The organism is Lysinibacillus sp. BPa_S21 (assembly GCF_023337795.1).
GTDB lineage: Bacteria > Bacillota > Bacilli > Bacillales_A > Planococcaceae > Lysinibacillus.
In genome coordinates this window covers 495,847-508,168 of record NZ_JALIRS010000001.1, presented here as the reverse complement: position 1 = coordinate 508,168, position 12,322 = coordinate 495,847, and the positions used below count along the sequence as shown (strand labels likewise).

The following is a 12,322-nucleotide window of genomic DNA, read 5'->3' as shown; positions in this document are numbered from 1 at the left end:
TATGTTGGAGGGCAAAAAAAATCACACTTCCAACAAGATTTTATTATCGTTTGCTACTTTAATTGATTCTGTTGGACAGCCTTCCATTGCATCCTCTAAATCATCATATAAATCTATCGGAACTTCTTTAGAACCTTTGTTATTGTCTAAAATAACAAAGGCTATTCCTTCGTCATTATAGTCAAAAATATCCGGAGCCGATGCGCCACATGCCCCACAAGCAATACATGTATCTTGATCTACTCTAGTGAATTTCGGCATATACTCATTCCTTTCACAAACCTATAGCGTTAAGTAATTTGTTTCTTTTTTTCCTCCATTAGACTCGTACTATGCAACGGCTGCACTTTAGATGTTGGATCAATGTATACTTTTGCGTTACTAATAGCAGTAGGCGCCTCTCCAAACCCACTAACAATTAACTTTACTTTCCCTTCATATGTGCAAATATCACCTGCCGCATAAATACCCGGAATGTTAGTTTCCATGCGTGAATTAACGACGATGGAGTTTTTGTTAATTTCTAAGCCCCAATCTTTAATGGCACCTAAAGAGGAAACAAAACCAAAATTCACGATTATATCATCGACTCCATAGATTGGTTGTTGTGTTTCATCTTTTGCATGTTTTAATTTAACTTGTGTAATGCAATCTTCCCCTATAAGTTCTTCAGGTACATAAGGTGTGATCACCTCAACCGATGATTGCATTAACTTTTCTACGCTATGCTCATGTGCACGGAATTTATCTCGTCTATGGACAATAGAGACCTTTTTAGCAATTGGTTCTAGCATCATTGCCCAATCTACTGCTGAATCACCGCCACCAAAAACCATCACGTTTCGGTCTTTAAAAGCATTGAGATCATTAATGAAGTAATGCAAATTACATTCTGCATACTTTTCTTCCCCTTCAAATTCAAGCGTACGAACTTTAAACGCACCGTTTCCGGCAGTAATCAGTATTGTACGTGAATAATGAGTACCCGTAGTCGTTTTAAGCTTAAAAATACCGTTTGCATCTTTTTCGATTGTTTGTACAGATTCATTCGTACAGACATCCACTGGGAAAATATTCATTTGTTCTTTTAAATTATTGATAAGATCTTGTGCACGAATTTTTGGAAAGCCCGCAATATCATAAATATATTTTTCTGGATAAAGAGCAGCTAACTGGCCACCCAGTTGAGGAAGGCTTTCGAGAATTTTGACGCTCATGCCTCGCATACCACCATAGAAGGCAGCAAACATACCAACGGGTCCCCCACCTATAATGGTCACATCTTTTATTAGCTCAGTATCAATCATTGAAGAACCTCCTTATGTTCCATTCTTCTATCAATGACACGAATTGCTTTTCCTTCAGAGCGTGGAATAGAACCAATATTTTCAATGACAAGACTAACAGAAATTAAACATGCATTTTTTAAATCGTGCTTGATTTCCTTCATTAACAATTGTATTAGAGGATGGCTTAGGTCACCTCCTACTTTTTCGTATAACTTCGGTGTTAACTCAACATGAAGTTCGATCGCATCCATATTTCCTTTTTTCAATAAATGGATTTGATAATGAGGTGCTAACCCTTCAATTTGCAATAACTCACGCTCAATTTCAGATGGGAAAATATTGACTCCTCGAATAATCAGCATGTCATCTGTACGTCCCTTAACACGTGCCATACGCATTGTTGTACGTCCACATTTACATTTTTCACGTGTAATCGATGTAATATCACCTGTACGATATCGAATAATTGGTAGCGCTTCCTTCGTTAAACTTGTGATAACCAATTCTCCGTCTTCTCCATCGGTTACAGGCTCTAATGTATCAGGATCGATAACTTCTACTAAAAAATGATCCTCTGCTATATGTAAACCATTTTGAGCTTCGTAGCATTCAATTGATACGCCTGGACCTAGCACTTCACTTAAACCATAAATATCCATTGCGCGAATTTTAAATTTATCCTCAATGGCACGGCGCATTTCCTCTGACCAAGGCTCTGCCCCAAAAATTCCATATTCAATCCCGTTCGCTGCTGGATCAATTCCCATTTCCTCCATCTTTTCAGCGATGGTTAAAATATAAGAAGGTGTACCCGCGATGCCTCGTGGTTTAAAATCTTCAATTAATGTAATTTGACGTTCTGTATTACCACCTGAAACCGGTACAACTGCTGCTCCTAAAGTTTCCGCTCCGTAGTGTAAACCCATCCCACCAGTAAATAGACCATAGCCATAAGCATTATGAAAAATATCTGATTTACGTCCCCCTGCGGTAACAATAGCGCGAGCTAAAAGTCCCGACCACATCTCAATATCATTTTTTGTATAACCAACAATTGTTGGTTTTCCACTAGTTCCCGAAGAACCGTGAATGCGGACTACATCATCCATCGGTACTGCAAAAAGTTTAAATGGATATTGCTCACGTAGATTTACTTTATTAGTAAATGGCAATTTGCGAATATCTTCTAAACTTTCAATATCAGCCGGTTTAACGCCAAGCTGATCAAACTGTTCCTTGTAGAATGGTGTATTGTTATAAACTTTTTCAACTGTTGCTTTTAATCGCTCTAGCTGAATTCTTGCCATTTCTCCCCTTGAAGCTGTTTCTATTTCTAGATGATACATTTTCCTAGCCCCCTTTATGCTATTACAATACATCAAATATAACAAATTAATTACGAGAGTTTTAATTTCGTAATTAATATTAAGATAAAACAAATTTGTCCGAATTGTCAATATATTTTATTTTTTCTGGTTATAGTTGATTAATTAGTCGTCTATAAACGTTTTATCTTGAATACTATTTATTCATAAACACAAAAAGCAACCTGTAAAGTTCCCCTTCTAGTCCACTATTAATAAGAGATATTTAAATAAAAACACAAAATAGACAGAAAACTCAAAATAATTACGCAAAACTATAATAATACGTTTACTTTCCCCAAAATAGGTGTTAAATTGATTTTGCATATCACTTTTATTTCATTCGTTTTTATTTTGTATGCAGAATTTTACTTATTCATGAATGATGAACACATTTTTATTTACAAAGGGGGATTTACATTGACATTAACTGAGTCACAACAACACGAAAAATATTATGATGAAATTTTTCAAGCTTTATCAAAGGAGCCATACGCGAATTATTTAGGGATAGAATTAGTTGAATTAAAAGCTGGCTTTGCAAAAGTGACACTTTTTCCAAAACCTCATATGCTCAATACACATGGTACTGTACATGGAGGCATTATTTTTTCTTTAGCTGACTACGCATTTGCAGCGGCTAGTAATTCTTACGGTAAGACGGCTGTCGGTGTTACGAATACCATACATTACATGAGCGCAGGTTTGGCAGGACAGCAACTAACCGCTGTCGCAGAAGAGGTAAAAAAAACGCACCGTTTAGCCTGGTATCGGATTCATGTTTGGAGCAACGATGAATTATGTGCCACAATGGAAGCTATGGTTTATCGTAAAAACGAAAGTTTCATCGAATAACGGAAAGAGATGTGAGTGACCTCCGATCAAGGGGTTTCTCACATTTTTTTGACATAGTAAAATCCCTCACTTGTTACAACAAGGAGGAATCTCGATGAAGTTATTTTATACCTGCATAATATTTTTCGACGTTGTATGAGGTTTACCGAAGTACGCTTCTTGGATTTTCGGATCATTCAACAGCTCTTGTGCTGTACCTGAAATGGCCATCTTCCCATGAGCTAACACGCAGGCACGATCAGCCACCTTCAAAGCAGCTTTTACATTTTGCTCTACCAAAATAATCGTGACACCTCGTTCATCACACAATCTACGTAAAATATTCATAATGTCTTTGACGATTAAAGGAGCGAGTCCTAATGATGGCTCATCAAGCATCAAAACTTTGGGGTTGGCCATTAAACCTCGCCCAATTGCCACCATTTGCTGTTCTCCACCTGAAAGTAAACCTCCTGGGCGATTAAGCATTTGCTTTAAGCGGGGAAATAACTCTACAATCTCCTCGTAGTCTCGATGAACCGTTTTTTTATCTCTACTATAGCGATGATAAGCACCGAGCATCAAATTGTCCTTAACAGATAATGCAGAAAAAATCTGTCTTCGCTCTGGCACTAAACATATCCCATTGGCAACTGTCTTTTGTACTCCGTCTTTCGTAATATCTATTCCTTTGTATTCAATTTTTCCTTCACTCGGTGAATACACACCCGCTAATGTGCCGAGGAGTGTACTTTTCCCCGCACCATTTGATCCAACAATCGATAATAACTCTCCTTCTACTAGTTCAAAGTCAATACCATCAAGAACATGTAAATGCCCGTGATAAGTATGTAAATTTTCGACTTTAAGCATAGACCGCACCTTCTTCCGCTTCATCATCGCCTAAGTACGCTGCCACAACCTTTGGATTTTTGTAAATCTCTTCTGGCGTACCTTCTCCAATTTTGACCCCGTTATCTACAACAACTAAACGATCTGAAATAGACATAACGGTTTCCATATCATGCTCGACGAATAAAAAAGTCATTCCTTCAGCGCGCATTCTTAATATGACTTCTACTAATTGCCTTGATTCCTCAGCATTTAGGCCCGCCATCGGTTCATCTAATAAAATCAATTGAGGTTTAGAGATTGCCGCACGTGCAATTTCAAGAAGTCGTTGGCTGCCATAAGGTAATTTATCTGCCATTTCATAGGCAAACTCAGCAATACCTACATCTTTTAAACATTGTAATGCTCTTTCCATCGTATCTACTTCTTCTTTCACTACAGTTGGTAAGCGTAACCCAGCCGTTAAAATATTTGTTTTCATCGCAATATGAGCACCGGTCATGACATTCTCGATAACGGTCATATTATCGAAAACTTCCAGGTTCTGAAATGTTCTTGTAACACCTGCTTGTGCTATTTGATAAGGCTTTTTGCTTGTTAACCGCTTGCCTTGGAAATAGACATTTCCTGATGAACTTGGCAAGACCCCTGTTATCATATTGAAAAGTGTTGTTTTCCCTGCACCGTTAGGACCAATAACTGCGAATATTTCTCCTTTATTAATCGTGAAGGACACATTATCTACCGCAACAACTCCTCCAAATACTTTCGTTAAGTTTTCGACACTTAAGATAAGTTCTTTGTTAGTCATTTGCTTTCCCCCCTGTAGCTTGCGTATCAATTGTGAACGCAATCGATGCATGGCGTTCTTTCTTCTTAAGCTTTCTGGCAATTTTCATAAATTGAGGAACTAAGCCATTAGGCATATAAATCAATGTTAAGACTAGTAATAAACCGAAAAATACGATTTCGAATTCCCCACCAATGTTAGGGAAGAAAACTGGCACAAAATGTTTTAATAATTCTCCAAGTAAAACGTAAGCAGCTGAACCGACTATGGCACCCCAAATATTATTTAATCCACCGATAATAACCATTATTAATAAATAAATGGAGGTATTCGCTGTGAATAAATTTGGATTAATAAATGAAACATAGTGTGCTAATAACGAACCTGAAATAGAGGTGAAAATAGCACTTGTCACAAAAATTTGTAATTTATATTTCATTAAATTTACACCAACGGCATCTGCTGCAATCTCACTTCCCTCAATCGAACGTAGGCCACGCCCGATTCTTGAGTGTATAATATTCCGTGAAAAAACAAGTGCCATAAAAACAAATAGCCAAATAAGATAAAAATAACTTTGATCTGTAACGAATTCAAAGCCGAATAAATGAATAGACGGTATCCCAAAGAAGCCATTCGAGCCACCTGTAATGGATGTTAATTCTTTAAATGCTGTGTAAACAATAATTCCAAATCCTAGAGTTGCTAATGCTAAATAATAGCCTTTCAACTTAAAGGTAGGAATTCCGATTAATAATGCAACAAGCGCAGAAATGAGCGCTCCTACCAATATTGCTAGCCAGGGAGAAAACCCTAATGTAGCTGTCATATAAGCAGACGTGTAGGCACCAATTCCATAGAAGGCCGCATGCCCTAGTGAAATTTGTCCCGCATAGCCTGTTAGCATCGTTAAACCAATACATATTAATGCATAAAAACCAATCATCGTAAAAATAGCGAGTGTATAATTTGATCCAACTAGTGGGATACAAAATAATAGTGCGAAAAAAATACTTGGTCCAACTAAGCTGTTATTATAGATAAGCTTTAAGCTTTTTTTGTTCATAGTTGTAACCTCCCTATACACGTTTTCCAGAAGCTTTCGCAAATAGGCCTTCTGGTTTTATAAACAAAATTAAAAGCAATAAAGAGAAACTCACTACATCTTTTAATCCAGATGACCATAACCCCTCTGTAAATGCTTCAATAATTCCAATTAGAAAGGCGCCAGCAATTGCAGCTGGAGCATTTGTTAAGCCACCAACGACTGCTGCTACAAACGCTTTTATGCCAAGCATCATCCCCATATCGTAGGAAGCACCGGAAATCGGTGCGATAACTGTACCCGCTAAAGCCCCCACACCAGCACTTACTACAACAGCAAGCAATGACATTTTATTTGGGTTGATCCCCATTAGGCGTGCAGCAAATGGATTTACAACACAAGCCGTTAATGATTTCCCAGTAAATGTAAAGTTAAAGAAGTACATCATTACGATTAGAATAACGATTGATAGACCAATTGCCCATAAATTTTGCGGAAGCAATACAGCTTCTAAAAATTTTATAGGTGTATTATCCGTAAACGGCGGTAATGTTTGGGCCTGTGTTCCCCAAATTAAAATCGCAATACCTCGAAATGCAATGGATACACCAATTGTAATGATTATGAGTGTTGTCATGGATGATTTACGCGCTGTATGAATTGCTGTTCGTTCAAATACAGCACCAATTGCTGCCACAATGACGATACTTAAAATAATAGCTAACCATAATGGTAGATTAGCTTTCACCAGTGAAATACTAATTAAAGCACCAAACATAGCAAATTCACCTTGTGCAAAATTAAGGATGCCTGTCACGTTATAAATAATGACAAATCCAACCGCAATCAATGCATAAATGGCTCCTATAGTTAAGCCTGAAAATAATAATTGCAACATTTGAGAAAATGTTTCCATATGTCGTTCACTCCATTCATTTCGGGATTACTAAGCTAATAATTTAATGAACAGTGATGGAGAGACACCACTGTTCACTAAATTTGTATTTTATTGAGGTGTGTTGATTAACCATTTATTTGTCTTCTAAAGTCCACTTTCCATCAACAATTCGTACCATAGCAAAACTATCCGGACTCAATCCCATATGATTATCCGCAGTAATGTTAAATGTACCTGTCAAGCCTATATATTCACCTAGTTCTTGCTCAATGTAATCTCGAAGTGCAGCGCTATCACCGCCTTTTGCTTCAATTGCTTTCGTAGCTATCGAGAAACCATCTGCTGCATACGCACCAAATGTACTTGCTGGTTTATTGTATTTTGCTGTGAAAGCTTCGTTATACGCTGATAATAATTCTTTTTGTGGATTTGAATCTTCTAATTTGTCCGCAATTAATAATTTACCAGTTGGCAACACCACATCGTTTGCTGCCTCACCAGCTACTTCGATAAATTGACCCGTTGCAACACCATGACTTGCAAGAACTGGTAAATCAAGTGATAATTCACGAATATTTTTAATGACAACCGCTGACTCTTGTACGGTTCCCCATACAATTATTGCATCAGGATTTGCTTTTTTCACACGAGTTAACAGTGGTTTTGCATCTGTGACTGTCGCTTCAAATTCATCTTCAATTACTGATTTCACACCGTAATTTTCCATGTGTTTAACAAATTCTTCGTGACCACCAGTTCCAAAAGAATTCGCAACGTTTAACCAGGCAACTTTCGTTAAGTTATTATCTTTTAAATATTGTAAAATTCGCTCCACAGCTTGTTGATCATCTTGTGGCATTTTGAATACCCATTTGCGTGCTTGTCCATTTTCATTCATGTAAATTTGTTTGCTGGCAGCAACAGAAATGTAAGGCACTTGATTTTGCTCTGCCAAAGGTAACATCGCTAATGAGTTGCCACTTGTTGTCCCTCCGATAACAATCGATACCTTGTCTTGCGTTAATGCTTTTTTCATCGAAAGAATGGCTTCATTTTGGTCAGATTTGTCATCATAAGTGACTAAATCAATTTTTCGACCGTTAATGCCCCCATCCTCATTTTTTTGATCGACTAACATCTTCAACGTTTGCATTTCTGGTTCCCCTAGAGCAGCTGCCCCACCAGATGCTGAGAAGATTCCAGCAATTTTGATTGAATTAGCTGATGCTTCAGAACCTGTACTGGCGGAAGATGCATCACCTTTCCCCGAAGATGAACTACAGGCCACAAGCAATAGTGCCCCCATCAATAGGAATAGAGACAATAAAGTCTTTTTCATAAATCCTACACCCCTTAAAAATTTTTTATTCCTATAAAACCGCATCCCCTTTTAAAATGACGGTATGTATAGCCTCTCTAACGAAAATAAAAACCTTTGATGATATCTGCAATATATTATTTTGCTTAAATAATAAGATAAAATTAGATTATTGAAGCTTATCAGCTACATTAGGCAGAATTTTCAGATTTCGATTATTCAAAAGAATAACATGTATTTTAATAAATGATAAATACTAAAAATATATATAAAAAATTCATATATATACGTTTTAGGTATATCCGTACTTTTATTGTTATATAAATTACATAAAAAACACACTATTTAAAAATCCGCAAAACCCTTATTAATTCTGTGATTTTGCGGATTATTTATCCAAAAAGCCAGAAATGTCTAACAAATATTACGAAAATACTCGAAAAAGTGTTACTATACAGATGAAGTATACAAATTGCATAAACTATTTAATTTTAAGTATAGGGGTGAGAGAGTAATGGATTTAAGACAATTAAATTATTTCATTACAATTGTTGAAGAAAAACAAATTACGAAAGCCGCCAAAAGATTGCATATGGCACAACCACCACTTAGCAATCAATTGAAATTTATGGAGAAAGAATTAAATTGTAAACTACTGGATCGAAATGGTAGAACATTAGAGCTTACTGAACCAGGAAAAATTTTATATGAAAAAGGAAAAGCATTATTAGCTAATTTTGAAGATACGATTTTGGAAATAAAAGAAGTTGGTGAAGGGCTAAAGGGGGTATTATCGATTGGCGCAGATCAAACTTGTTTATCTTACCTACCTGAAAAAATTAAGCTGATGCGCGAAAGATACCCTAATTTATGCTTCAAGATTATTGAAGGAGATACATTTTTCTTAACGAAAAGTCTTTTAAGTAAAGAAATCGATTTAGCTGTACTGCAGCAACCAATTGAAGATGAAAATTTCTCTTCGATAGATTTAGAATTTAAGGAGTTTGTACTTGCCACTCCTGCAAAATGGAATTTACCGAACCCAATTCGTATGGAAGATTTAAAAAACTTACCGTTTCTTTCTTTTTATCGTCATCGTAGTTGTAATACGTTTCGCATTATTATCGATGAATTTAAAAGTCATGGTTTTGAGCCTAATATTATTTGTGAATGTATTGATATTGCAATGGTCATTTCCTTAATAAGTGAAGGATTGGGGGTAACGATTTTACCAAAAGCAAGTCTCGAAAAATTTTCAATTAGAGATATTAGAATTATTAATTTTGCCAATTGTAATATCCAATCCAATGCGAATATTGTTTGGCCAAAAGATCGCTATTTAGCAAAGTATGCGATGAACTTTTTAGAATTATTTATGGAAGAAACTCATTTGCTATCCCGTGAAACAATCCCTCAAAGTCAATGAACTACATGAAGAATTAATCTGGCACTTAAGTGATGAACCCTGATTAAATAAAATGATACGCTCCCGGTTAAAATGATTGACCGGGAGTTTTTTGATTTATTTCACATACTTCAAATACTTTTTCACAAAATCTACAATGTATAGCACTTCTTCTTCTGAAATCGTAAATAGGGTGCTCACTTTTCGTAGTTTAGCGGGTGATTTTAATTGTTCACGTACTTGATCAATTCTCATGTATTTACATTTACGAGGATTTACACAATCCCGAATCTGCTTGTAACGAAGGTAAGCATACCGAGCAAAAGCATTTAGCATTTCCCGCTCCTGCTCATCTCGTTGTAATTTCTTTGCGGCTTCATCGATTTCTTCAGAATCAAATGTCCATGTACCATCTGTTAATTGCATAGTACCACCTCTTTCGTTGCGTAAACTGGATGTCAAATATAGCAGCACCTTAATCGACTAATATTAAGAAAGCTTCCACTACTAGTTAGTAAATGCATAAAAAAAAGCCACACTTAGTTAAATGTGACTCTTTTTGTATTTTTGTTTAGTTGTAAACTAGTTTATTCGAATCACCATTCATTAAAACAGGTTTGTAATCGCCTCAACGCATTTTTCGAAACGCTTATTTCTGTCCTCCTCATCGACAATTACTAATTCGATTTCGTAATAGTCGTAAAGCGTTTTAAGTAAATTATTTCGCGAATGACGTTCTTCTTTCGTTAAATGTCTACGAGTACCGTCTAACTCATGAAAGTTATGCGGTTCGATATAAATATATTTTGCAATTCCTTCAGCTTTTGCTCTAATTAATTCATCAATCACCTTGTTGTAACGCTCGTTCTCTAAGAAATGAAAGAATTGAGTGTAAGAAAGGTCTGTATCTACCAATAACAGTTTGTTAGATTTTTTACTAGCATCATTGATTAAATGACAATGCCCTACTGCAATATCTATATAATCGTTAGGGTGTGAAATGTCTTGAAAACCGTTTATTTCATCATAATAAGATCGTCCATACTCCCCAACATAATTCGTATGAAAATGCTTCGCTAGCATTTTTGTTAAATGCGACTTTCCAACTGATTCAATACCACAAATCGCTACCCGTTTTGTGTAATATTCTTGTACTGACTTCGGCAGAAAGTTCCACTTGGCATACACTCCTTCATACCGAATTTGCGTAGCTGAAATAGGTCGGTCAGTTCTACCTTCATCTAAAACTACGTGTTGAATGCCAGGAAGGTATCTCTCAAAGTAAACGTCATATTCTTTCTCACTACTAAATACAATGTCGATCTTTCCGCCGATTTTATTTAGAAGTTCCGTATACGATTGCTCAATAGAAGTGTCATTCATGTATTCATCTGATCGTCTTTCATATTGTGACAATACCCTAATATTTTTGAATTCCTTTAACTCCTTCGTAATCCAACGCTCCCGTACTCGATGATTTACATGTTCAAATTTAGTACCTTCACAGATTTTACCGTCGTGAAGGACATCATATCCTACAACTACAAATAGAATATCTACCATAGACTGTGCTTTTAATATGCAATCTAAATGGCCGTAATGGAAAGGCAGAAACTTCCCTCCATAATAGCCTATTGTCTTTCCCTCATACTCGTTTACTTGTACGCCGTAATTCATTGCGCCTCATTCCCCTCGACTTTACTAATACGTAGCCAGTTAACATATCCGTAAATAGAATTAATTAAGAAGGCTACCCACATTGCTAATAAAGTCCAATCGTTTCCTCCGCTGCGCACTAAAATAACAATCCAAAGCGTGATAGTAATCACGTTAATGATAATCCACATTAACCATTGCTCCGCGAAACGTAACACTAGCAATAACTGTGCTACTACTGAAAGAACTACTGCTAATCCATCTAAACCAGCTAAATTTGCACCTACTTTTGCAAGGAATGCCGAATAACCAATATATGAAACAACTACAAAAACTAAAACATACATCCATTGTTTACGATTTAAGCGTTTTGCATAAACATCTTCCCCGTTTATTTGATTAGCATTTTTACGGTTTTTCCACCATAAATAAAAACCTATAAACTGAGATGGTAAGAAAAATAAGAGGTTTAACATCGACTCTCCATAAAGTCCATATGTATATGAAATATAGCCATAAGTTGAACATTGAATGATGCCGAACAAATAACTCGAAATCTTCCCTTTAGCTACCAATACCACACAGATGATTCCGGCAATAGATGAAATCATTCCTAGTAAAGTGTCGTTCCACAAAAATCCTAAAAATGTGATAATTGCTACTGAAATTATTAACCATGCTTTCTCAAATAACGTCCAATCTTTTAACATATTAATCCTCCCTACCCTTTATTTTTACACAATCATATGTTTCCTCTCGAACTCCTTCCACCGAGAAAGAAACGGCATCGTTAAATTATACCATCTCTATTCAATCGATGTGATTACTGTTTCAGCAAAATGATTGAGAATTACAGCAAGTAACAAGTGTA

Annotated in this window: 13 protein-coding genes; 2 read left to right on the top strand and 11 right to left on the bottom strand. The window is 36.2% G+C overall.

Going from position 1 to position 12,322, the window contains the following annotated elements:
- Window positions 1-21: 21 nt before the first annotated feature.
- The 3 genes from MOK21_RS02575 to MOK21_RS02565 are packed head-to-tail and all read right to left on the bottom strand — an operon-like array spanning window position 22 to window position 2,635.
- Window positions 22-261 (bottom strand): ferredoxin, encoded by a 240-nt coding sequence (locus MOK21_RS02575; RefSeq protein ID WP_249072414.1) that lies wholly within the window; start codon window positions 259-261, stop codon window positions 22-24.
- A 29-nt stretch (window positions 262-290) separates the two neighbouring features.
- The gene (locus MOK21_RS02570; RefSeq protein ID WP_249072413.1) at window positions 291-1,307 is read right to left on the bottom strand and encodes an NAD(P)/FAD-dependent oxidoreductase; all 1,017 of its coding nucleotides are present in this window, start codon (window positions 1,305-1,307) and stop codon (window positions 291-293) included.
- Complete coding sequence (locus MOK21_RS02565) at window positions 1,304-2,635, bottom strand: phenylacetate--CoA ligase family protein (protein WP_249072412.1); 1,332 nt, start codon at window positions 2,633-2,635, stop codon at window positions 1,304-1,306. The genes MOK21_RS02570 and MOK21_RS02565 overlap by 4 nt, the downstream gene beginning before the upstream one ends.
- Before the next feature lie 438 nt (window positions 2,636-3,073).
- On the opposite strand from MOK21_RS02565, the gene MOK21_RS02560 reads away from it, so the two are divergent.
- Window positions 3,074-3,508: a PaaI family thioesterase gene (locus MOK21_RS02560; protein WP_249072411.1), complete on the top strand. Its 435-nt coding sequence runs from the start codon at window positions 3,074-3,076 to the stop codon at window positions 3,506-3,508.
- A gap of 105 nt (window positions 3,509-3,613) precedes the next feature.
- Here MOK21_RS02560 and MOK21_RS02555 read toward each other — a convergent pair whose 3' ends face one another.
- The 5 genes from MOK21_RS02555 to MOK21_RS02535 all read right to left on the bottom strand — a co-directional run bounded on the left by MOK21_RS02555 (window position 3,614) and on the right by MOK21_RS02535 (window position 8,411).
- The gene (locus tag MOK21_RS02555) at window positions 3,614-4,360 is read right to left on the bottom strand and encodes an ABC transporter ATP-binding protein (protein ID WP_249072410.1); all 747 of its coding nucleotides are present in this window, start codon (window positions 4,358-4,360) and stop codon (window positions 3,614-3,616) included.
- A complete protein-coding gene (locus MOK21_RS02550; RefSeq protein WP_249072409.1) occupies window positions 4,353-5,150 on the bottom strand; it encodes an ABC transporter ATP-binding protein in 798 nt (265 codons plus the stop codon). Before MOK21_RS02550 ends, MOK21_RS02555 begins: the two co-directional genes overlap by 8 nt.
- Window positions 5,143-6,195, bottom strand: coding sequence for a branched-chain amino acid ABC transporter permease (locus MOK21_RS02545; RefSeq protein ID WP_249072408.1), 1,053 nt, complete (start codon window positions 6,193-6,195; stop codon window positions 5,143-5,145). The genes MOK21_RS02550 and MOK21_RS02545 overlap by 8 nt, the downstream gene beginning before the upstream one ends.
- A gap of 13 nt (window positions 6,196-6,208) precedes the next feature.
- Complete coding sequence (locus tag MOK21_RS02540) at window positions 6,209-7,090, bottom strand: branched-chain amino acid ABC transporter permease (protein ID WP_249072407.1); 882 nt, start codon at window positions 7,088-7,090, stop codon at window positions 6,209-6,211.
- Window positions 7,091-7,205: 115 nt separating this feature from the next.
- Window positions 7,206-8,411, bottom strand: coding sequence for an ABC transporter substrate-binding protein (locus tag MOK21_RS02535; RefSeq protein WP_249072406.1), 1,206 nt, complete (start codon window positions 8,409-8,411; stop codon window positions 7,206-7,208).
- Window positions 8,412-8,904: 493 nt separating this feature from the next.
- Between MOK21_RS02535 and MOK21_RS02530 the strand changes: the two genes are divergently transcribed.
- On the top strand, window positions 8,905-9,816 hold the full coding sequence (locus MOK21_RS02530) for a LysR family transcriptional regulator (RefSeq protein WP_249072405.1): 912 nt from the start codon (window positions 8,905-8,907) through the stop codon (window positions 9,814-9,816).
- Window positions 9,817-9,912: 96 nt separating this feature from the next.
- On the opposite strand, the gene MOK21_RS02525 is transcribed toward MOK21_RS02530, so the two are convergent.
- The 3 genes from MOK21_RS02525 to pnuC form a co-directional block, all read right to left on the bottom strand.
- The gene (locus MOK21_RS02525; protein WP_249072404.1) at window positions 9,913-10,221 is read right to left on the bottom strand and encodes a hypothetical protein; all 309 of its coding nucleotides are present in this window, start codon (window positions 10,219-10,221) and stop codon (window positions 9,913-9,915) included.
- Between the two features lie 180 nt (window positions 10,222-10,401).
- Window positions 10,402-11,472, bottom strand: a complete 1,071-nt coding sequence (nadR, locus tag MOK21_RS02520; protein ID WP_249072403.1) for a multifunctional transcriptional regulator/nicotinamide-nucleotide adenylyltransferase/ribosylnicotinamide kinase NadR — start codon at window positions 11,470-11,472, stop codon at window positions 10,402-10,404.
- Window positions 11,469-12,161: a nicotinamide riboside transporter PnuC gene (gene pnuC, locus MOK21_RS02515; protein WP_249072402.1), complete on the bottom strand. Its 693-nt coding sequence runs from the start codon at window positions 12,159-12,161 to the stop codon at window positions 11,469-11,471. Before pnuC ends, nadR begins: the two co-directional genes overlap by 4 nt.
- Window positions 12,162-12,322: the final 161 nt, after the last annotated feature.

Coding starts and splice junctions, on each gene's coding strand:
- MOK21_RS02575 (WP_249072414.1), bottom strand. CDS start 261: ATGCCGAAATTCACTAGAGTAGATCAAGATACATGTATTGCTTGTGGG.
- MOK21_RS02570 (WP_249072413.1), bottom strand. CDS start 1,307: ATGATTGATACTGAGCTAATAAAAGATGTGACCATTATAGGTGGGGGA.
- MOK21_RS02565 (WP_249072412.1), bottom strand. CDS start 2,635: ATGTATCATCTAGAAATAGAAACAGCTTCAAGGGGAGAAATGGCAAGA.
- MOK21_RS02555 (WP_249072410.1), bottom strand. CDS start 4,360: ATGCTTAAAGTCGAAAATTTACATACTTATCACGGGCATTTACATGTT.
- MOK21_RS02550 (WP_249072409.1), bottom strand. CDS start 5,150: ATGACTAACAAAGAACTTATCTTAAGTGTCGAAAACTTAACGAAAGTA.
- MOK21_RS02545 (WP_249072408.1), bottom strand. CDS start 6,195: ATGAACAAAAAAAGCTTAAAGCTTATCTATAATAACAGCTTAGTTGGA.
- MOK21_RS02540 (WP_249072407.1), bottom strand. CDS start 7,090: ATGGAAACATTTTCTCAAATGTTGCAATTATTATTTTCAGGCTTAACT.
- MOK21_RS02535 (WP_249072406.1), bottom strand. CDS start 8,411: ATGAAAAAGACTTTATTGTCTCTATTCCTATTGATGGGGGCACTATTG.
- MOK21_RS02530 (WP_249072405.1), top strand. CDS start 8,905: ATGGATTTAAGACAATTAAATTATTTCATTACAATTGTTGAAGAAAAA.
- MOK21_RS02525 (WP_249072404.1), bottom strand. CDS start 10,221: ATGCAATTAACAGATGGTACATGGACATTTGATTCTGAAGAAATCGAT.
- nadR (WP_249072403.1), bottom strand. CDS start 11,472: ATGAATTACGGCGTACAAGTAAACGAGTATGAGGGAAAGACAATAGGC.
- pnuC (WP_249072402.1), bottom strand. CDS start 12,161: ATGTTAAAAGATTGGACGTTATTTGAGAAAGCATGGTTAATAATTTCA.